The 19529-nt window shown below is 65.3% G+C and carries 18 protein-coding genes; 15 read left to right on the forward strand and 3 right to left on the reverse strand.

Going from position 1 to position 19529, the window contains the following annotated elements:
* Positions 1–44: 44 nt before the first annotated feature.
* The 9 genes from ACIGJB_RS13840 (at position 45) to ACIGJB_RS13880 (ending at position 8230) form a co-directional block, all read left to right on the forward strand.
* A complete protein-coding gene (locus ACIGJB_RS13840) occupies positions 45–593 on the forward strand; it encodes a TlpA family protein disulfide reductase (RefSeq protein ID WP_483730345.1) in 549 nt (182 codons plus the stop codon).
* A 216-nt stretch (positions 594–809) separates the two neighbouring features.
* Positions 810–1298 (forward strand): type II 3-dehydroquinate dehydratase, encoded by a 489-nt coding sequence (aroQ, locus tag ACIGJB_RS13845; protein WP_483730346.1) that lies wholly within the window; start codon positions 810–812, stop codon positions 1296–1298.
* A 177-nt stretch (positions 1299–1475) separates the two neighbouring features.
* Positions 1476–1943: an acetyl-CoA carboxylase biotin carboxyl carrier protein gene (gene accB, locus ACIGJB_RS13850; RefSeq protein WP_483730347.1), complete on the forward strand. Its 468-nt coding sequence runs from the start codon at positions 1476–1478 to the stop codon at positions 1941–1943.
* Positions 1944–2121: 178 nt separating this feature from the next.
* Positions 2122–3474, forward strand: a complete 1353-nt coding sequence (gene accC, locus ACIGJB_RS13855; protein ID WP_483709279.1) for an acetyl-CoA carboxylase biotin carboxylase subunit — start codon at positions 2122–2124, stop codon at positions 3472–3474.
* A gap of 45 nt (positions 3475–3519) precedes the next feature.
* Positions 3520–4413, forward strand: a complete 894-nt coding sequence (gene prmA, locus ACIGJB_RS13860) for a 50S ribosomal protein L11 methyltransferase (protein ID WP_483730348.1) — start codon at positions 3520–3522, stop codon at positions 4411–4413.
* Between the two features lie 9 nt (positions 4414–4422).
* Complete coding sequence (locus ACIGJB_RS13865) at positions 4423–6033, forward strand: zinc-ribbon and DUF3426 domain-containing protein (RefSeq protein WP_483730349.1); 1611 nt, start codon at positions 4423–4425, stop codon at positions 6031–6033.
* Positions 6034–6164: 131 nt separating this feature from the next.
* Entirely contained in the window at positions 6165–6665 is a 501-nt protein-coding gene (tpx, locus tag ACIGJB_RS13870; protein ID WP_483709283.1) for a thiol peroxidase, read from the forward strand.
* Positions 6666–6777: 112 nt separating this feature from the next.
* Complete coding sequence (locus ACIGJB_RS13875) at positions 6778–7725, forward strand: carbohydrate kinase family protein (RefSeq protein WP_483730350.1); 948 nt, start codon at positions 6778–6780, stop codon at positions 7723–7725.
* Between the two features lie 37 nt (positions 7726–7762).
* On the forward strand, positions 7763–8230 hold the full coding sequence (locus tag ACIGJB_RS13880; protein WP_483730351.1) for an outer membrane lipoprotein: 468 nt from the start codon (positions 7763–7765) through the stop codon (positions 8228–8230).
* Between the two features lie 279 nt (positions 8231–8509).
* Here the strand turns inward: ACIGJB_RS13880 and ACIGJB_RS13885 are convergent, their stop codons facing one another.
* Entirely contained in the window at positions 8510–9118 is a 609-nt protein-coding gene (locus ACIGJB_RS13885) for a histone H1-like DNA-binding protein (RefSeq protein ID WP_483730352.1), read from the reverse strand.
* A 1010-nt stretch (positions 9119–10128) separates the two neighbouring features.
* Between ACIGJB_RS13885 and ACIGJB_RS13890 the strand changes: the two genes are divergently transcribed.
* The 5 genes from ACIGJB_RS13890 (at position 10129) to ACIGJB_RS13910 (ending at position 15576) form a co-directional block, all read left to right on the forward strand.
* Complete coding sequence (locus tag ACIGJB_RS13890; protein WP_483730353.1) at positions 10129–10284, forward strand: hypothetical protein; 156 nt, start codon at positions 10129–10131, stop codon at positions 10282–10284.
* Between the two features lie 276 nt (positions 10285–10560).
* Entirely contained in the window at positions 10561–11034 is a 474-nt protein-coding gene (locus ACIGJB_RS13895; protein WP_483730354.1) for a DUF2147 domain-containing protein, read from the forward strand.
* Positions 11035–11261: 227 nt separating this feature from the next.
* The gene (locus ACIGJB_RS13900) at positions 11262–12260 is read left to right on the forward strand and encodes a Bug family tripartite tricarboxylate transporter substrate binding protein (protein ID WP_483730355.1); all 999 of its coding nucleotides are present in this window, start codon (positions 11262–11264) and stop codon (positions 12258–12260) included.
* Between the two features lie 354 nt (positions 12261–12614).
* Positions 12615–14870, forward strand: a complete 2256-nt coding sequence (locus ACIGJB_RS13905) for a TonB-dependent receptor (RefSeq protein WP_483730356.1) — start codon at positions 12615–12617, stop codon at positions 14868–14870.
* 19 nt (positions 14871–14889) lie between these two features.
* The gene (locus ACIGJB_RS13910) at positions 14890–15576 is read left to right on the forward strand and encodes a Fe2+-dependent dioxygenase (protein WP_483730357.1); all 687 of its coding nucleotides are present in this window, start codon (positions 14890–14892) and stop codon (positions 15574–15576) included.
* Positions 15577–15656: 80 nt separating this feature from the next.
* Here the strand turns inward: ACIGJB_RS13910 and ACIGJB_RS13915 are convergent, their stop codons facing one another.
* Positions 15657–17780 (reverse strand): TonB-dependent receptor, encoded by a 2124-nt coding sequence (locus tag ACIGJB_RS13915; protein WP_483730358.1) that lies wholly within the window; start codon positions 17778–17780, stop codon positions 15657–15659.
* A 304-nt stretch (positions 17781–18084) separates the two neighbouring features.
* Between ACIGJB_RS13915 and ACIGJB_RS13920 the strand changes: the two genes are divergently transcribed.
* Positions 18085–18918, forward strand: coding sequence for an aldo/keto reductase (locus tag ACIGJB_RS13920; protein ID WP_483730359.1), 834 nt, complete (start codon positions 18085–18087; stop codon positions 18916–18918).
* Between the two features lie 32 nt (positions 18919–18950).
* Here ACIGJB_RS13920 and ACIGJB_RS13925 read toward each other — a convergent pair whose 3' ends face one another.
* On the reverse strand, positions 18951–19397 hold the full coding sequence (locus tag ACIGJB_RS13925) for a hypothetical protein (RefSeq protein WP_483730360.1): 447 nt from the start codon (positions 19395–19397) through the stop codon (positions 18951–18953).
* Positions 19398–19529 lie beyond the last annotated feature (132 nt).

A 19529-nucleotide genomic window follows, 5' to 3' on the forward strand; every position in this document is an offset into this window, starting at 1 on the left:
TGCCGGTATCTGCCCCGATACCGCCGTTGCTTACTGAAGACAACATGAACGCTACCACCCAGAAACCTGTCCACCGTTCCCGCCTGTGGCTGTGGATTGCCGTGGCCGTGGCGGCCTGCGCCGGCGGCGCGCTGGCCGGTCACTTCGTGTTCTCGCCGAAACCCGCGTCGGAACAGGCCGTCGAAACCTTCTTCCAGACCCGCTTGCCCGACCCGAGCGGCACCGATATCGACCTCGGCAAGCTGCGTGGCAAGACCGTGGTGGTCAACTTCTGGGCACCGTGGTGCGGGCCGTGCGTGGAAGAAATGCCGGAGCTGACCGCCCTGCATGCGGAGTACGCGGCCCGCAAGGTCGAGTTCGTCGGCATCGGCATCGATTCCGCCGCGAACATCCAGCAGTTCGTCAAGAAGGTGCCGGTGGCCTACCCGCTCGCGGTGGCTGGCTTTGCGGGCACGGAGCTGTCACGCAACTTCGGCAACAACGCCGGTGGGCTGCCCTATACCGTCGTGATCAACCCGGACGGTTCCGTCAAGTACCGCAAGATGGGCCGCATCACGTCGGACGAATTGCGCGCTGTTCTGCCCCGTTCCTAGCCGGCAGTCGGGGACATAAGGCGCTTCTTCGCCCAAGTTCGCCGAACCGTCCACAAACTGCGCTGAAACGGGGCGCATATCGGCGGAAATGGCTCAATGTGGCTTAATCAGCGCGCAATCGCCATGCCGAGGCGTGAAGGCTTGTATCGCCCGCTAGACAAATCCCTCTAAGCTACGGTAATCTCCGCGCAATTTCGTTGAACTGGTCGAGCCGCCGTGACTGCAACCCGCTCCAATCGTCGCTCAGCCCGCTACCGCAAGGTGCTGGTCCTGCACGGGCCAAACCTCAACCTGCTGGGCACGCGCGAACCGGAGACGTACGGGCACACCACGCTGGCCGATATCGACGCCGCCCTGGCACGGCATGCCGCCGATGCCGGTATCGCGTTGTCGTCGTTCCAGTCCAACCATGAAGGCGCGCTGGTTGACCGCATCCATGCCGCGCGCACGGAAGCGGTGGATTTCATCATCATCAACCCCGCCGCCTACACGCATACCAGCGTGGCGATACGCGATGCGCTGGCCGGCGTGGCCATTCCGTTTGTCGAAGTCCACCTGTCGAACGTGCATCGCCGCGAAAGCTTCCGCCACCATTCGTATTTCTCCGACCTCGCGGTCGGCGTGATCTGCGGACTGGGCTGGCAAGGCTACCTGATGGCGCTGGACTATGCCCTCGGGCTGGAGCAGCCGCCGCCAGGGGGCTGAGGCCAACCGGCACAAAGGCATTACCCGAATACATGAAGCGCGCCGCCGGGCGGCCGCGCCCGCAGCCTGTGCAGCACGGCACTGCGGACGCGGACAGCCGGTGGCCGTACCGACGATTTCTTCCGCCGCTGCCCCGCCAGGGCACGCCCGGACAACCTGATTCAGGAGGATAAGAAGATGGACCTGCGCAAGCTGAAGACGCTAATCGACCTGGTGGCCGAATCCGGCATCTCGGAGCTGGAAGTCACTGAAGGCGACGGCAAGGTACGCATCGTCAAGCAACCGCCGCAAGTCATCGCCGCGCCGATGGCCATGCCGCAGATGCAGGCGCTGCCGGTCATGCCCGGCGCCGCTCCTGCCGCCAGCGCTCCGGTCGCTGCCGCCGAGCCTGCCGCTGCGCAACTCCCGGCTGGCCACGTGGTGACCTCGCCCATGGTCGGTACCTTCTACCGTGCCCCGTCGCCGGGCGCCGCGCCGTTCGTCAACGTGGGCGACACCGTCAAGGAAGGCCAGACCGTCTGCATCATCGAAGCCATGAAGCTGCTCAACGAGATCGAGTGCGACAAGGCCGGCGTGATCAAGGAAATCCTGGTCGAGAACGGCCAGGCCGTGGAATACGGCCAGCCGCTGTTCGTCATCGGCTGATGCTGTCCGGAGTGCCGCGCAGCATTGCGCGGCACTCCGGATCTCGTGGATGTTCGCACGTTGCGGCCCGCATCCCACGCCATGAAGCGGCCCCTGGCACCGCCAGTTTCCCGGCCGCGCGCCCGGTGTGCCGCTGCGGCACCTGACGGGACCGCTCCCGTTCTCGCAGAGAGAGACCATGTTTGAAAAAATTCTGATCGCGAACCGCGGTGAAATTGCCCTTCGCATCCAGCGCGCCTGCCGCGAGCTGGGCATCAAGACCGTAGTGGTGTACTCGGAGGCCGACAAGGAGGCCAAGTACGTCAAGCTGGCCGACGAAGCCGTGTGTATCGGCCCGGCCCCGTCGCCGCTGTCCTACCTGAACATGCCGGCGATCATCTCGGCTGCCGAGGTGACCGACTCGCAGGCCATCCACCCGGGCTACGGCTTCCTGTCGGAAAACGCCGACTTTGCCGAGCGCGTGGAAAAATCCGGCTTCGTCTTTATCGGCCCGACCGCCGAGAGCATCCGCCTGATGGGCGACAAGGTCTCGGCCAAGCAGGCCATGATCAAGGCCGGCGTGCCGTGCGTGCCGGGCTCGGAGGGCGCGCTGCCCGAAGACCCGAAGGAAATCCTGGCCATCGCGCGCCAGGTGGGCTACCCGGTCATCATCAAGGCCGCCGGCGGCGGTGGCGGACGCGGCATGCGCGTGGTCCACACCGAAGCCGCGCTGGTCAACGCCGTCAACATGACGCGCGAAGAAGCCGGCCGCGCCTTCGGCAATCCCGAGGTCTACATGGAGAAGTTCCTGGAGAATCCGCGTCACGTGGAAATCCAGATCCTGGCCGACCAGCACAAGCAAGCCATCTGGCTGGGAGAGCGCGACTGCTCCATGCAGCGCCGCCACCAGAAGGTGATCGAGGAAGCGCCCGCGCCGCACATCCCGCGCCGCCTGATCGAGCGCATCGGCGACCGCTGCGCCGAGGCCTGCCGCAAGATGGGCTACCGTGGCGCCGGCACGTTCGAGTTCCTGTACGAGAACAACGAGTTCTACTTCATCGAGATGAACACGCGCGTGCAGGTCGAGCACCCGGTCACCGAGATGATCACGGGCATCGACATCGTGCAGGAACAGATCCGCATCGCGTTTGGCGAAAAGCTGCGCTTCCGCCAGAAGGATGTGCAGTTCCGTGGCCACGCGATCGAGTGCCGCGTGAACGCCGAGGACCCGTTCAAGTTCATCCCGTCGCCGGGCCGCATCACCGCCTGGCACATGCCGGGCGGCCCCGGTGTACGCGTCGACTCGCACGCGTATGATGGCTACTTCGTCCCGCCGAATTACGATTCGATGATCGGCAAGATCATCACTTACGGCGCCACCCGCGAGCAGGCTATCGCCCGCATGCGGATCGCGCTGTCGGAAATGGTGGTGGACGGTATCCAGACCAACGTCCCGCTGCACCGCGAGCTGATGATGGACGCCAACTTCGTCGAAGGCGGCACCAGCATCCACTATCTCGAGCATCGCCTGGCGCAGCGCGAGAAAGCCTGACGCGGCGGCTGCCGCACTGCTGTACTGCTGTAAAAAAGGAAGCCCGTGGCATTTCAGGAATGTGTGATCGAAGTGGCGCAGGACCAGGCCGAAGCCTGGTCCGACGCCTTGTTCGACCTTGGCGCGTTGTCGGTATCGGTGGAAGATGCCGACGCCGACACGCCGGACGAGCAGCCGCTGTTCGGCGAGCCCGGGATGGAGCCGACAAGGCTCGCCTGGAACCGCTCGCGCGTGGTGGCGCTGTTCGGTGACGACACCGACCCGGCGCTCGTCGTCGCGGCCGCGTCGAATACGCTTGGCATCGATCCGGTGCCCGCCTACATCCTGCGCGATGTCGAGGACCAGGACTGGGTGCGCCTGACGCAATCCCAGTTCGAGCCGATCCGCGTCGGCGAACGCCTGTGGGTGGTGCCGTCGTGGCACGAGGCACCGGAGCCCAATGCCGTGGTGCTGGAACTCGACCCGGGCCTGGCCTTCGGCACCGGCAGCCACCCGACCACGCGGCTGTGCATGCAGTGGCTGGAGCGGAACCTGAAGGCGGGCGAGACCGTGCTCGACTATGGCTGCGGCTCCGGCATCCTCGCCATCGTGGCAAAGAAGCTCGGCGCCGGCGATACGCTCGGCATCGACATCGACCCGAACGCCGTGGAAGCGTCGCGCTACAACGCCGAGCGCAACCGTGTCCAGGCCCAGTTCGCGCTGCCGGAATCCGTGTCGGAAGCGACCTACGACCTCGTCGTCGCCAATATCCTCTCGAACCCGCTCAAGCTGATGGCCGCGATGCTCAGCGCCCGCGTGCGCTCCGGCGGACGCCTGGTGCTGTCCGGCGTGCTCGAGCGCCAGGCCGAGGAAGTGGCCGCCGCCTATGCCGCCTGGCTGCCGCTGACGGTGTGGCGCAGCGAGGAAGGCTGGGTCTGCCTGCACGGCACGCGCCCCTGAGGTGAGCCGATGGCCGCCGCCAAGCTTGTCACGCGCTGCCCGGCCTGCCGCACCGCCTTCCGGCTGGTGGCCGACCAGTTGCGCCTGCGCCAGGGACTGGTGCGTTGCGGACACTGTGAAACGGTCTTCGATGCACGGGAGCATCTGATCGAAGTGCCGGTGCCGGGTGCCCCGGCTGCCGCGCGCGCGCCACAGCCCTCGCCTGGACCCGCAGCGGCTCAGCCGGCTGCACCGGCTGAAGCGGAAAGCGAAGCCAGGCCGGCTTCGTCCGCCACGCACTTCGACCCTGGCTACGACCCGGGGTACGACGTGCCCGCGCTCGATTCGCCCACCATGATGATGCTGCCCACCGAGGAGGAAGATGCTTCCGCCGAGGAGGAGCACGAGGCACCGGTCAGGCAGGACGCGGACGCAGCTTCCATCGAGCCGTCGCCCGCGGCCAGAGACATCGCACAACCGGCACTGCAGCAAGCCTCCGCGGCCGTGCCGGCAGAGACGCCTGCCGAGGCGGGCGAATTCGAAGACACGCGCCCCTCGCAAGCCGAACAATCTGAACACGCCGAACCGGGACCTGCGGACGCGCCACAAGAGGCTGCAGGTCACCCCGACGACAATCCTGTCGCGACTGCCAACGGCATGCATCATGCCGACGAGGCAGGCGAGGCATCGGCCGCCATCGTGGCCGCTCATGCGCAGTGGCCGACGCTCGATCGCGCCGCGCTTGGAGACGAAGAGGCCTCCGCGCGCGCGCCCGCTTCTCAGGCGGTCGAGACGCCGGACGAACCGGCAGGCGAAGCTGCCGCCGAACCCGTGCTGCGCAGCGCCAGCGAATTCCTGCGCGCGGAATCGAGTGACGGCACCGAAGCCCCCGCCGCCGGGACGGACACGCCGGCAACAGCCGCCGCCGAAACGCCGCGCGAGCCTGGCCACGACTACGGTCTCAACTACGGCCCGAGCTACGGGCCTGGTGGCCCCAGCGCGGGCGATGCTTTCAGTGCCACCGCCGGCGCGATTGCGCGCGAGAACGTTGCGCGGCGCTGGGCACGCCAGGAGCCGCAATTGGGTCCGGCCTTCCAGCCCGATTTCCTGCGCCAGACCCGCGAGCGCGCGCGCGAGGCCGCCGCGCCCCTGGCACGGCCGCGCCTGCGCTTCGGCTGGCATATCGCCGCCGGTGTGCTGGCGGTTGGCGTAGTCCTGCAAGGGCTGTACCTGCTGCGCGGACAACTCGCCGGTCAGTTCCCGGTGCTGCGCCCGGTACTGGAAGCCGCGTGCGGGCCGCTGGGCTGCACCGTGCCGCCGTGGCGCGACATCAATGCGCTGCGCATCGATACCTCGCAGCTGCAGAAGCAGGACGAAGGCAGCGATGCCTACGTGCTCGCGGTTACGCTGCGCAACCAGGGACGCGCCACCACCGCCTTGCCGGCCATCGAGCTGGTCATGACCGATCTGCAGGACCAGTTGCTGCTGCGGCGTGTATTGGAGCCGTCCGAGTACCTGGAGCCGACGCAGAAAGCCTTCGCCACGCACGGCCTTCGCGCGGGCACGGAGCTGCCGGTTCGGGTACGATTCCGGACTCAGCAGGCGGCGGCGAACTACCGCGTGCTGATTTTCTATCCATAGGGCCTGTTCACCCAAGGCGCATGCCTTTCACCGTGGACGGTCCCTGGATTTCGCAGGCTTGCTGCCAAGGGCCGAATCGAGTCCGGCCGCAAGCTGCGCCCCCCGAAGATCCTGAACAGGAAGGAGCAGTGATGAGCAACGTGACTCTCGGCGGCAACGCCATTGAAGTGGCAGGCAAGTTCCCGCAATCCGGCGACAAGGCCGCCGACTTCAAGCTGGTCGGCAAGGACCTGAAGGACGTGACGCTGGCCGACTTTGCCGGCAAGCGCAAAGTGCTGAATATCGTACCGAGCCTGGACACCCCGGTGTGCCAGGCCTCGACGCGCAAGTTCAACGAAGCCGCCAGCGGCCTGGCCAACACCGTGGTCCTGACCGTCTCGGCCGACCTGCCGTTCGCCATGGGCCGTTTCTGCACCGCTGAAGGCCTGGCCAACGTGGTGCCGCTGTCGACCATGCGCGGCGCGGAATTCAAGGGCAACTACGGCGTCGATATCAAGACCGGCCCGCTGGCCGGCGTGACCGCGCGCGCCGTGGTGGTGCTGGACGAGAACAACATCGTCAAGTACAGCCAGCTGGTGCCCGAGATCAAGAACGAACCCGACTACGACGCCGCGCTCGCCGCACTGAAGTAAGCCGCACCGGCATCTCGCACCGGCCGCCCGCATTCCCGGGGCGGCCGCTTCTGTTTTCCGAAACCCCTCGGGCTGCACGCGGCCCGACCATCCCAAAGTACCTGGAGAGAGCATGGCCAGCCTGATCTGCGGCTCCGTCGCCTACGACACCATCATGACGTTCGACGGACGCTTCCGCGAACACATCCTGCCGGACCAGATCCACATGCTGAACGTCTCGTTCCTGGTGCCGGGCATGCGGCGCGAGTACGGCGGCTGCGCCGGCAACATCGCCTATACGCTCAAGCTGCTGGGCGGCGAGCCCGTGGTGATGGCCACGGTGGGCACGGACGCCGAACCTTACCTGCAGTACCTCCGCGGCCTGAACATCGACACCACGCATATCCGCGTGCTGCCCGATACGTTCACGGCGCAGGCCATGATCACCACCGATCTGGACAACAACCAGATCACCGCCTTCCACCCCGGCGCGATGAGCCAGTCTCAGCTCTCCAACGTGAAGGATGCGCTGGGCGGCAGCGCGGCGCCGAAGCTCGGCATCGTCGCACCGGACAGCCGCGAGGGCATGCTGCACCACGCGCGCCAGTTCGCCGAGGCGGGCATTCCGTTCATCTTTGACCTGGGCCAGGCCATGCCGCTGTTCAACGGCGAGGACCTGCGGCAGTTCGTTGAACTCGCCAGCTACGTCACAGTCAATGACTACGAAGCGCAGGTCCTGCTGTCCCGCACTGCCTGGACCAGCGCCGAGGTTGCCGCCAAGGTTCGTGCCTTCATCGTCACGCACGGCGAGCGCGGCGCCAGCGTCTTTGCCGATGGTCAGCAGTACGCGATCCCGGCCGTGCCGGCCGAGCGCATCGTGGACCCGACCGGCTGCGGCGACGCGTTCCGCGGAGGCCTGCTGTTCGGCATCGAAAACGGTTTAGACTGGGACACCACTGGCCGCCTGGCATCGCTGATGGGATCGCTCAAGATCGCGCAGCAGGGTCCGCAGAACCACGGCTTGCCGCTCGACGAAATCGGCAACCGCTTCCAGTCTGCATTCGGCTATCGCTACGCCTGACCTGCGGCATGGGCGCGGCACGTTTACGGGAAATGAAATGAACAACAAGCTTCGAACCGGTGTCGCCGCCGTGATTGCCGTCGCGGCACTGGTCAGCGGCTGCGCCACGCAATCGAACTCCAACAGCGTCTACTCGACCGGACAGGCACAGCGCGAACAGACCGTGCGCTATGGCGTGGTCGAAGGCGTGCGCGACGTGATGATCCAGGGCGGCCAGACCGGCGCCGGCACCCTTGCCGGCGGCGCCATTGGGGGCGTGGCCGCGGGCAGCCTGATCGGCAGCGGCAACGGTTCCGTGGCGGCCGGCATTCTCGGTGCGGTGCTCGGCGGCATTGCCGGCAGCGCGACGGAGAACAAGGTCAACCAGCGGCGCGCGCTCGAGATCACGGTCCGCCTGGAAAACGGCGAGATGCGCGCGATCACGCAGGAAGCCGACGAACTGTTCCGCCCCGGCGAGCGGGTGCGGTTGCTGACCTCGGGCGGCGTGACGCGCGTCACGCACTGATCCGCCAGCGTCCCGGCTTCCGGAAGCGCCGCGTCCGAAAGGATGCGGCGTTTTGCTTTTGGAACAACGGGTCAGCCTGCCAGCCGCGGCGACAGCGATCCCATCACCCACCGCACAGTGGCAGCCCGAAAGAAAAAACCCGCCGGGCATGCGCCGTCGGCGGGTTGGCAAGACTGGTGTCTTGCAGGCCGGATACGAGGTATCCGGCCACTATGGCACGCCGTACGTGCCTGGGCGACTCCTTGCGGTAGTCGTGGCCCCCACTCGACCGAGTGAGGCTTACGGACGGTTGCCCGTCGGGAACGGCCAGGCCGCAGCCGGGTTCAGCGCGGTCTTGGCAGCGGCAGCAGGCGCAACCGCAGCGGCAGGAGCCGCCGCAGGGGCAGCCTTGGCCTTCTTCGCAGCAGGCTTCTTGGCAGCGGCCTTCTTGGCAGCCGGCTTCTTCGCAGCAGGCTTCTTGGCGGCAGTCTTCTTCGCAGCAGCCTTCTTGGCCGGAGCCGCCTTCTTGGCAGCGGCCTTCTTGGCCGGTGCTGCCTTCTTGGCGGCAACCTTCTTTACCGCTGCCTTCTTGGCCGGTGCTGCCTTCTTGGCGGCAACCTTCTTCACTGCTGCCTTCTTGGCCGGTGCTGCCTTCTTGGCGGCGACCTTCTTCACTGCTGCCTTCTTGGCCGGTGCGGCCTTCTTGGCGGCGACCTTCTTCACTGCTGCCTTCTTGGCCGGTGCGGCCTTCTTGGCGGCGACCTTCTTCACTGCCGCCTTCTTGGCGGCCGGTGCTGCCTTCTTGGCGGCTACCTTCTTCACAGCGGCTTTCTTTGCCGGTGCAGCTTTCTTGGCTGCCGGCTTGGCGGCCTTCTTGGCCGCCGGCTTCTTCTTCGCAGTCGTTGCCATGGATAACTCCTTCACACTAGAGAGTGAATATCGAATGACCTAGGTTGGCGACCCGACCGACCCGAGGCGCAGCATTCTGCGGCCACCCCAGTCGAGCGAGCGATTCATCGGCGCACGACACTATCTCCGCCGCACGCTAATGAATTCGGTAGCAGGACCGTCGCCCATGGCGACGCCCCGGAATATTCGATTGGCCCGCGCCGCCCGTCGAGTCGGCGCGCAGCCTGCAATGAGGAGATATCGGACGGCTTGCCTGCGGTGCGGGCGTGGCCTCGCGCACGGCAGACGGCATTCATCTTGAGGTAGCCGGCCCATCCCGTCAGTGGGCCAAAGGAGACTGCACGCGTTTTAAAAAGCCGGTTCGGCCTGGTCTGCGTCAAAGTTCTCGTGCTCCTCAACTACCTGCATCACTGTGTCACTGCATCGAAGCGCGCATCGCGCTCGTCGTTCGATCTTGCTTCCTGCTTCGTTGCAATGAAGTGAGACTCTTGTCAAGGCGAATCATAATTCGTTTGCACGATGATGTTAAGAAAAAAGTGCAAAAAAACTTGCACGCGCGAGCGAGTCGATCTAGCCAGCGCTCACCGCTTCGCGAAGACGTCGCCGACACCCTCGCGCAACCACGCCTGCATGCCTCGACGCATGTCCTCATCGGCGTCGCGAACACACGCCTCCGCCTACGCGAATGCACGCACGCCAACACGAGCGCCACGCCGCTCGCACGCTGCGCAGCGCGCGACCGGAGGCGCGATGCCACGGCGTTGAAAGGCCAGTGCAACGATCATCGCGCTGGCTGGAAACCCGCATGAACAAAGGCTCTCCGGCAAGCGAAGCAAAACCTGCGGAGGCACGCTCCAATGCTCGCGCAGCGCGTGTGTCGCCAAGCGAGTCGCCATCATCGTCACAGCTGAAGCACCGGATGCGACGCGTGTCCCGTGCAATGTTCCATGTGCGATGACGACGCGCACGCTGGCCGCTTGCATCGATGTCTCCGACTACGCGAGACAGTGATGCGCCAACGCAACGGTTTGCATCGAAGCAACAACCTCGCGTCGACCGAAAGCGTTGCGATCCGGCAAAGCTTTCGCAATGAACGCGCGTTGCGAACGCCGAAGGCAACGATCGACATGCGCCTCGACACCTTCGCGCGATGTCGCTTCCCTTAGGACAGCCACTCGCGAGACACGTTCGCACCGCGGTCGGGACGCCAGCGAAAGCGCGCGCGATGCAAGGCTTAGAGGATTGCTTCGGGCACGCGCGTGGCGCGTTTTGCTGCGATACAAAATTCCCGCAAACGGCGTACACATGCGCCTTTCGGAGGAGCGCGCCACGGCGACGCCAAGTCTGCTCGCACACGCCCGCCGATTGCGAAGCGTCAGCGGCGCCAGTAGATTGGCGGGCACGCCTGAAGCCGGCGGCCGCCACCACCAAGAGGAGACTCCATGCGCATTCATCCCCAAGCCATCGCCGCGCGCACGCTGCTGCGCGCCGGCATGTTCGCCGCCGTCATGCTCGCGAGCGCCACGGCACTCGCGCAGGCCACACCGAGCGGAAGCTGGAAGACGATCGACGACACCACCGGCAAGCCGCGCGGCCTGGTGGAGATCACCGACAAGAACGGTGTCTACAGCGGCCGCCTGGTGAAGACCTTCGGCGACGACGACGGCAAGCCGAAGGTGTGCGTGAAATGCACGGACGCGCGCAAGGACCAGCCCATCATCGGCATGACCATCCTCTCCGGCCTGCGCAAGACTGGCGACAACGAATGGAGCGGCGGCGAGATCCTCGATCCCGAGAACGGCAAGGTCTACAAAAGCAAGATGACGCTGTCCGACGATGGCAACAAGCTCGACGTGCGCGGCTTCATCGGCATCAGCTTGCTGGGCCGCACGCAGACCTGGGAGCGCGAGCGCTGATGCCGGGTTACGCCATGCGCAGTACCTTGACGCGAGGTTGAAGCGCGTCAGGGTTTCTCCGCATCACCGTGCGAACGCGATGCCCGCTCACGCGCCTTGCGAGAAAGCACCGCAAGACGCACGTCAAGCGAACTGACAGCCAGTCCCGGTAACATGTTCCGGCATCCGCGGCAGAGGCCAGCGTTGTGGCACCGCGGATCCATCCAACCGATCCAGCCGGAGACACCATGCGACAGATCACCGCCAGCCGCGCGCTGGCCCTTGCCTTGCCCTCTCTTGCCGCGGCCGCGGCGGCGACCATCGCCATCGTTCCCCAGCCCGCGCGCGCGGCCGATGCATGGCCCAACCACCTGATCAAGTTCGTGGTGCCGTTCACGGCCGGCGGCGCCAATGACTTGGTGGCACGTGCGGCGGCCGACGCCGTCGGCAAGCGCCTGGGCCAGACCGTCGTGATCGAGAACCGTCCCGGTGCCGGTGGCGTGGTCGGCGCCGACTTTGTGGCCAAGAGCAAACCCGATGGCTACACCTTTCTTGTCGGCGCCGTCGGCACCGTGACCAACAGCCTGATCCGGACGAAGATGCCATACGCCGCGGACGATCTCATCCCCGTGTCGCTGATCGCGGTGAGTCCTTCGGTGATCGTGGCATCGCCATCGCTGCCGGCGAACAATCTCAAGGAGCTGATCGACTACTCGAAGAAGCAAAGCGGCGGGGTGAACTTCGCCACGGCGGGCAGCGGCAGCACGCCTCACTTCGTCGAAGAGATGCTCAAGGAGAAAGGTGCATCGCTGACGCCGGTGCCCTACAAGAGCGGTTCGGAGAGCATCAGCGCGGTGATTGGCGGCCAGGTTGCGGCGACGTCCGTAGCCAGCGTGGTGGTGCTGCCGCAGATCAAGGCGGGCAAGCTCAAGGCGCTCGGCGCGACCTGGGACAAGCGCATGAGCGCCGCGCCGAACATCTCCACCACGGCGGAACAGGGCATGCCTGAAGTCCGCATCGGACACTGGGCCGGCATCTTCGCGCCCAAGGGCACCGACCCTGCCATCCTGAAAAAGCTCAATGGGGAAATGACGGCGGCCATGCAGACGCAGGAGACGCGCGATCGCCTGCTGCCCAATGGCATCGAGCCGGCCGGTGGCTCGCAGGAGAGCTTTGTCGCGTTCATCAAGTCAGAACGCGAACGGCTGGGCCGGATTGCAAAGAACGCCAAGATGAGCGCCGACTGAGAAATATTTTTAAACTGACCTCCCGGTCATTTTTCCCAATGTATTGAGACGGCCCTTCTGACGAAGGGCCGTTTTCTTTTCCGCGCGCCACCTCCCCGCCGTTTTAGCATCGTATTGCCAGCGTTTATGGCGTTTAACGCACTATCTTGAATTAGTTGTTTTTCATTAATGACATTGATATGGCTCTGTCCATGTCTGTGTCATGTCCGCAACGTCAATTGCAACGCAAATCATTCGCATTTATATTCGCCGAGCCAAAATTTCATCGCCCTCATGACCGCATCGTCGATCCTCGCGCATTCGCGCTGGCGGCGAAGCCGGCCGGATCCCCGCCCCGGGCGAACAAGAGACACCATGAATCGCCGCTCCCAACGTACCCCCATCGCCACCGCACTGATCGCACTCTTTGCCGCGCCCGCAGCATCGCTTGCCCAGCAGGCGCCCGCCGCTCCCGTGCAGCAGTCCACGGCTCCTGCCACAACGCTGCAGGAGGTGGTCGTTCAGGGCGCGGCCGCGCGCGATGATTTCAACGCGGGCCGCAGCTCGCTCAGCAAGTTGCCGGAAGACCTGCGCGACGTGCCGCAATCGGTCACCGTGGTGAACAAGGCGCTGATGGAATCCCAGGGCGTGAGTTCGCTGGCCGAAGCGCTGCGCAATGTGCCGGGCATCACCATCGGCGGTGCCGAAGGCGGACAGATCGGCAACAACATCAACCTGAACGGCTTCTCGGCCCGCACGGACATCTACCTGGATGGCTTCCGCGATCGCGGCCAGTACTACCGCGACACCTTTGCGCTCGATTCCGTCGAAGTGCTGATGGGGCCGTCGTCGATGCTGTTCGGGCGCGGGTCCACCGGCGGCGTGATCAACCAGGTCAGCAAGAAGCCGCAGCTGAAGGCGGCGACCGAAGTGACAGGCTCGGTCACCACCAATGGCCTGGTGCGCGCCACGGCCGACTACAACACGCCCACCGGCGACACCTCGGCCTTCCGCATCTCGGCGATGGCGCAGGACGGCCGCACCAGCACGCGCGACGAGATGACGGTGCAGGACTTCGGCATTGCGCCGTCGTGGCGGTTCGGCATCGGCACGCCGACGGAAATCACCCTGTCGGCGCTGCTGCAGCACAACCATGACATGCCCGACTATGGCTTCTCGAACCTGAACGGCCATCCGACCAATGTCGACCGCAATACCTTCTACGGCTTCACCGACGACCGCACCAACCAGGACATCGCGGCGCTGAGCGCGGGCATCACGCACAAGTTCTCGCCCAACCTGCGCCTGCGCAACCAGACGCAGTTCAACTACGTGGAAACCGACGCGCGCGAAACCGCGCCCAACACGGTCGGCTCGGTCAGTGCGCGCGGCTTCACGCCGCTCACCACCAGCACCCTGCCGCTGGATCAACTCTTCGTGCGCCTGCAGAGCCACGACCGCAAGATCCGCGACTATTCGATCTTCAACCAGACCGAACTGACGGCCAACTTCGACACCGGCTCGGTCAAGCACACCATGCTGGTGGGCGCCGAGATCGGCCACGACGGCTACAACAACCAGAACTACTACCGCAACGGCAGCTGCAACGGGCAGCCGCTGGTCAGCGGCACGACCGCCGCGACGGTCGGTTATGTTGCATGCGAACCGCTGGTCAACCCGACCTACACGGCCTCGCCCGCCAACGTGGCGACCAGCACCGGCAACCTGCAAGGCGGCTCGGCAAATACGATTGCCGCCTACCTCAACGATTCGATCGAGTTCAGCAAGCAATGGAAGGCCGTGGCCGGCGTGCGCTATGACCGCTACATCGCCAGCGTCAGCAACTCCATTAATTCATCCAACTCCGCCGGCGCCCCGTACTTCAGCACCGCGCTGGCCAGCGCCGACCAGACCGTCAACTTCACGAGCGTGCGCCTGGGTGGCATCTGGCAGCCGACTGAGGCCCAGTCCTACTACGTGTCGTATGGCACGTCGTTCAACCCGTCGCTGGAGCAGCTGGTCGGCACCGTCGGCCAGCAGAGCCTCGAGCCTGAGAAAAACAAGTCCTACGAGGTCGGCGGCAAGTGGGACCTGATGGGCGGCGACCTGTCGCTGACCTCGGCGCTGTTCCAGATCACCAAGGACAATGCCCGCAGCCAGATCGACGCCACCACCTACGCGCTGTCCGGCAAGATCCGCGTGAAGGGCTTCCGCGCCGGCGCGACGGGCCATATCACCAACAAGTGGCAGGTGTTTGCCGGCTATACCTACCTGGACGGCGAGATCATCAACGGCATCGGCGCCAACACCACCGGCAAGGTGCCCACGAACACGCCGAAGCACACCGCCACGGCCTGGACCAGCTACACCTTCCTGCCCAACTGGGAGATCGGCGGCGGCGCCTTCTATATGTCGGAGCGCTTTGCCAACAACACCAACACCGTGCAGGTGGGCAGCTTCGTGCGCTGGGATGGCATGGTGGCCTACCACCAGCCGAAGTACGATGTGCGCCTGAACCTGTTCAACATCTTCGACAAGAAGTATTACGATGCGCTGATCCAGTCCGATGGCGGACGCTCGGTGCCGGGCACCGGCCGCACCGCCATGCTGTCGTTCACCTATCGCATGTAAGCGTGTAAGGAAAGCCGCCATGCTGGTCGTCATCCCCCAGGTCCTCAACGCCGAACAGGTCAGCGCCGTGCGCGAACGGCTGGAGCAGGCCGGCGAAGCCTGGGTCGACGGCCGCGTGACGGCCGGCTACTCGGGCGCGCCGGTCAAGTTCAACCAGCAGATCGACGAACGCTCGGAGGTGGCGCTGGAGTGCCAGCGCCTGGTCCTTGGCATGCTGGAGCGCAACCCGCGCTTCATCAGCGCGGCGCTGCCCAATATCGTCTACCCGCCGATGTTCAACCGCTACAGCGAGGGCATGACGTTCGGCGCCCATGTGGACGGCAGCGTACGCATTCATCCGCATGACGGGCGCAAGCTGCGCACCGACATCTCGGCCACGCTGTTCCTGTCGCCGCGCGACAGCTATGACGGGGGCGAGCTGCAAGTGCAGGACACCTACGGCATGCACGCGGTCAAGCTCGAAGCCGGCGACATGGTGGTGTACCCGGCCACCAGCCTGCACCAGGTCACGCCGATCACGCGCGGCACGCGCGTGGCCAGCTTCTTCTGGATCCAGAGCCTGGTGCGCGACGACACCCAGCGCGCGCTGCTGTTCGACATGGATAACGCGATCCAGCGCTTGAACCAGACCGGCGCCGATGAAGAGGCGCGCCGGACGCTGGTGGGGTGTTATCACAACCTGCTGAGGCAGTGGAGCGAGACCTGAGGCGGGGTGACTGAATGAAAAAAGGTCGGGCGGTTACTCATCGCCCGGCCTTTTTTCCAGCTGCCGAATTCCGTACTGACTTACATCCGGTAGCGCAGGGTCGCCATGACGCTGCGGGGTGCGCCCGGCATGTTCAGGTTCGGGTTGGTGCCGTGCGCCGAGACGATGTAGCTCTTGTCGAACAGGTTGTAGAGGTTCAGCTGGGCCTCGAAAGCGCCACGGCGATACCAGGCCATCATGTCTGCCGTGACATAGCCCGGCAGCGTCACGGTATTGGCCGGGTCGGCGTAGCGCGCGCCGACCAGGTTCAGGCCGGCGCCCACGCCAAAGCCATAGCCCAGGCTCTTGGTCAGCCAGACGTTGCCCGAATGCTTCGGCGTGATCGTCGCGCTCTTCCCCTGGAACGCCGCCGTCGACTTGGTCACTTCGGCATCCAGGTAGGCGTAGCCCGCCAGGAAGCGCCAGCCGTTGCCCAGCTCGGCCGCGCCCGAGAGTTCCACGCCATCGGTGCGCTGCTCGCCGATCGGGATCAGCGCCGTGTTGGCGGCATTGGCTACCTTGATATTGGTGCGCTCAAGGCGGAACACCGACACCGTGGCGCTGGCCTTGCCGTCCAGGAAGTCATACTTGGCCCCGACTTCGGTGTTATTGGTCGTCTCGGGCGCGAGCTGCGTATTGTTGGCCGCGAGCGCAAAAGCTTCGCCCGACGGCTGGAACGACTTGCTCCAGGACACGTAATAGGACTGCGCCTTCGTCGGCTGCCAGACCAGGCCCGCGCGCGGACTCCACGCATTGTCGGTGCGCGACAGGTTCGGCTGGCCGGCCAGGTTCTGACGCGTCTCCTGTTCGAAGCGGTCGAAACGCAGGCCCACCAGCGCCTTCCACTGTTCGCTGAGGGTAACCATGTCCTGCGTATAGAACCCCAGCGTATTGAACACGCCAAGGTTGTCGGTGCCCGGCGTACCCGGGTTCACGCGCGCCAGCGTTGGCAGCACCGGATTGAACAGGTTGAAGCTGCCCGGCACGGGCTTGGTGTTGTTGACCTGGTTCTTGTTCTGCTGGCCGATCTCCATGCCGTACAGCAACTCGTGCTGCATGCCGAAGAGGCTCGCCTTCTGCGTCAGGTCGGTCTGGTTGAACCAGCCATGCTCCTCGCGGCCCACATTGCCGTGGTTCATGGTGAAGGTCTGCGCCGCCTCGTTGACCGCACTGGTCAGCGTGTTGTTGCGGTCCAGCGAATAGTGGTAGTAGCGCGTGGCATTGCGGATCGACCAGTTGTCGTTGAAGCGATGGTTGATCGTGGCTGTGCCCGAATACACGCGCGACTGCGAGTAGTCGGCATCGCGCGCATTGGCCGCGCCGTAGTAGCGCGAGGCCGGCACGTCGACCGGCCGGCCCTTGTAGGCCGGGATGCCGAAATCCGTCACGCGGCGGTCTTCAAGATAGTCGGCCTGCAGCAGCACGGTGGTCTCCGGCGCGATGCGGAGTTCGAGCGACGGCGCAATCGCCTTGCGATCGAGGAACTGCTGCGAGCGGTAGCTGTTGGCCTTCTCCACGGCGCCCGTCACGCGGAATGCGGCGGCGCCATCGGCGAACACGCGGCCGACGTCGGCCTCGGCGCGGCGGTCGGCCCACATGCCGTAGCTCAGCGCGAAATCCGTGACATCGATGCCCGGCTTCTTGGTCACGCGGTTGATCAGGCCGCCAGACGAGCCGCGGCCATAGAGCACGGCTGCCGGCCCCTTGATGACTTCGACGCGGTCGACGTTGGACAGGTCGCGGAAATACAGCGCGTCGTCGCGGATGCCGTCGACGAACTGGTCGGCAATCGCGGTAAAGCCGCGAATCGACACCTGGTCGCGCTGGCCGTCACCGGTGGAGAACGACACCCCCGGCACGTTCTTCAGGGCATCCTGCATCGAGGTGGCATGCTGGTCGCGCATGACATCGGCCGTGACCACGTTGACGGTCTGCGGAACGTCGCGCAGCGGTGCCTCGGTCTTGGTCGCGCTGACCGTCCTGGACGGGTTATAGCCACTGCCCAGGTCCTGGCTGGCATCGGCCCTCACCGTGACTTCTGGAAGGCTCTGCTGAGCCGTCGCGGCAGCCCCGGCCTCCTGAGCGTGGGCGATGCCAGCCAGCATCGGCTGGCAGGCGAATACCGTCAGGACGGCGCGGTGTACCGGATGCAGTTTAAGGCTCATTTCCCTGTAATTTTTTGTAATGCGATCGATAAAATGCGACGCATTATCATTTACTAAGGAAGGTTTGGTCAAATTTGCGGACATATCCGCATCTGCCTTGCGGATAAAGCGGTCGTTAAATCATATTTGGACAGCAACCGCTAAGCCGCGCGACGCTCAGCCGGTCGATGCCGTACCCGCCACGTACGCGCTGACCCGACAATTGCCCTCTTAATCCCGCAGTCATGTTCTTGTAGATTGACGGCATGTGAACCAGCGCAAGCGTGTGCCCTGCCCGCACCGCGCGCGCCAAGGAATAGCCACCATGAAGCATGTCACCCTGCCCGATGGCGAGCGCGTGCCCGCGCTTGGCATGGGAACGTGGAATATGGGCGAACATCCCGCCGCGCGTGCCGAGGAAATTGCCACGCTGCGGCTGGGCCTGGACCTGGGTCTGAGCCTGATCGATACCGCCGAGATGTACGGCGAGGGCGAGTCCGAGGAAATGATCGGCGAAGCCATCGCCGGCCGGCGCGACGAGGTCTTCCTGGTCAGCAAGGTCTACCCGCACAACGCCAGCCGGCGCGGCACCGTGGCCGCGTGCGAGCGCAGCCTGCGGCGGCTTGGCACGGACCGCATCGACCTCTACCTGCTGCACTGGCGCGGCGGCATTGCGCTGGAAGAAACCATGGAAGCGCTACAGAGCCTGAAGCGCGACGGCAAGCTTCGCCACTATGGCGTGAGCAACCTCGACCTGTCCGACATGGAGGAATTGTGGGCGGTGCCCGGCGGCGACCAGGTTGCGGTCAACCAGCTGCTCTACAACCTGACCCGCCGCGGCATCGAATGGGACCTGCTGCCCTGGATGCACGCGCATGGCGTGCCGTTGATGGCCTACTCGCCGATCGAGCAGGCGCGGCTGGTGCGCCATCCGAAGCTGGTGCGTTTCGCGCAGGCCAACAGCATGACGCCGGCACAGGTCGCGCTGGCGTGGCTGCTTGCGCGCGACGACATCATCGCGATTCCCAAGACCGGACACCGCGACCGCCTGACCGAGAATTTCGGCGCCTTGCAGCACCCGCTCACGCCGGAACAATTGCGGGAACTCGACCGCCTGTTCCCGCCGCCGGGCGGGCCCGCGCCGCTTGAAATGCTATAGCGGCAGCCGGCTGTCCGAGGTGCTATCGCGGATTACTGCGTGCGCGCGATATAGCGCTCGCGCTCGACGTATTTCGTCAGGTAGGCGCGCGCCTTCTCGCGCGTGTCGGTGGTGACGCGGTCGGCCGCCTGGCGCGCCCCGGACTTGCCGTGCGAGGACGACATCTGGCTGCCGAGATAGGTGCCGAAGGCATCGTGCATGGCCTTCAGTTCGCCGTTGCACGCCGTCAGCGAGGAGGACACCACGTCCTTCGTCTGCGCCTTGCCGGACACGCCTGCGTCGGCCTGGTGCTGCACGCAATCCATGTAGCGGGCGCGCAGCGCCTGCCAGCCGTTGCTGGCTTCCGTGCTCGCGCTGGCGGCATTGGCGGCGGTGGCGGCCTCGCCCGCATCAGGCGCGGGCGGATGCGAGCCGCAGGCGCCGAGCAGCGCGGCAAGCATCACGATGGACAGTTTGGGGGCATGGAGGATCGTCTTCATGCGTCGGGACTGTACCGCAGCGTCTGCACCCTTGCAGGGCTAAAGTCGACCATACGCCACAACATTAACAAATGGAAACGACTTCCACGTGTTGCGGCCGGTCGGCCATTGGGTCCGCAAGCCCCCGGGCAC

Source organism: Cupriavidus sp. C2SS-8b, from assembly GCF_057073745.1.

What these genes read in the sequence shown, in the direction of transcription:
- ACIGJB_RS13840 (WP_483730345.1), top strand. Translation starts at nt 45, where the DNA reads ATGAACGCTACCACCCAGAAACCTGTCCACCGTTCCCGCCTGTGGCTG.
- accB (WP_483730347.1), top strand. Translation starts at nt 1,476, where the DNA reads ATGGACCTGCGCAAGCTGAAGACGCTAATCGACCTGGTGGCCGAATCC.
- accC (WP_483709279.1), top strand. Translation starts at nt 2,122, where the DNA reads ATGTTTGAAAAAATTCTGATCGCGAACCGCGGTGAAATTGCCCTTCGC.
- ACIGJB_RS13865 (WP_483730349.1), top strand. Translation starts at nt 4,423, where the DNA reads ATGGCCGCCGCCAAGCTTGTCACGCGCTGCCCGGCCTGCCGCACCGCC.
- tpx (WP_483709283.1), top strand. Translation starts at nt 6,165, where the DNA reads ATGAGCAACGTGACTCTCGGCGGCAACGCCATTGAAGTGGCAGGCAAG.
- ACIGJB_RS13875 (WP_483730350.1), top strand. Translation starts at nt 6,778, where the DNA reads ATGGCCAGCCTGATCTGCGGCTCCGTCGCCTACGACACCATCATGACG.
- ACIGJB_RS13880 (WP_483730351.1), top strand. Translation starts at nt 7,763, where the DNA reads ATGAACAACAAGCTTCGAACCGGTGTCGCCGCCGTGATTGCCGTCGCG.
- ACIGJB_RS13885 (WP_483730352.1), bottom strand. Translation starts at nt 9,118, where the DNA reads ATGGCAACGACTGCGAAGAAGAAGCCGGCGGCCAAGAAGGCCGCCAAG.
- ACIGJB_RS13890 (WP_483730353.1), top strand. Translation starts at nt 10,129, where the DNA reads ATGCGCCAACGCAACGGTTTGCATCGAAGCAACAACCTCGCGTCGACC.
- ACIGJB_RS13895 (WP_483730354.1), top strand. Translation starts at nt 10,561, where the DNA reads ATGCGCATTCATCCCCAAGCCATCGCCGCGCGCACGCTGCTGCGCGCC.
- ACIGJB_RS13900 (WP_483730355.1), top strand. Translation starts at nt 11,262, where the DNA reads ATGCGACAGATCACCGCCAGCCGCGCGCTGGCCCTTGCCTTGCCCTCT.
- ACIGJB_RS13905 (WP_483730356.1), top strand. Translation starts at nt 12,615, where the DNA reads ATGAATCGCCGCTCCCAACGTACCCCCATCGCCACCGCACTGATCGCA.
- ACIGJB_RS13910 (WP_483730357.1), top strand. Translation starts at nt 14,890, where the DNA reads ATGCTGGTCGTCATCCCCCAGGTCCTCAACGCCGAACAGGTCAGCGCC.
- ACIGJB_RS13915 (WP_483730358.1), bottom strand. Translation starts at nt 17,780, where the DNA reads ATGAGCCTTAAACTGCATCCGGTACACCGCGCCGTCCTGACGGTATTC.
- ACIGJB_RS13920 (WP_483730359.1), top strand. Translation starts at nt 18,085, where the DNA reads ATGAAGCATGTCACCCTGCCCGATGGCGAGCGCGTGCCCGCGCTTGGC.
- ACIGJB_RS13925 (WP_483730360.1), bottom strand. Translation starts at nt 19,397, where the DNA reads ATGAAGACGATCCTCCATGCCCCCAAACTGTCCATCGTGATGCTTGCC.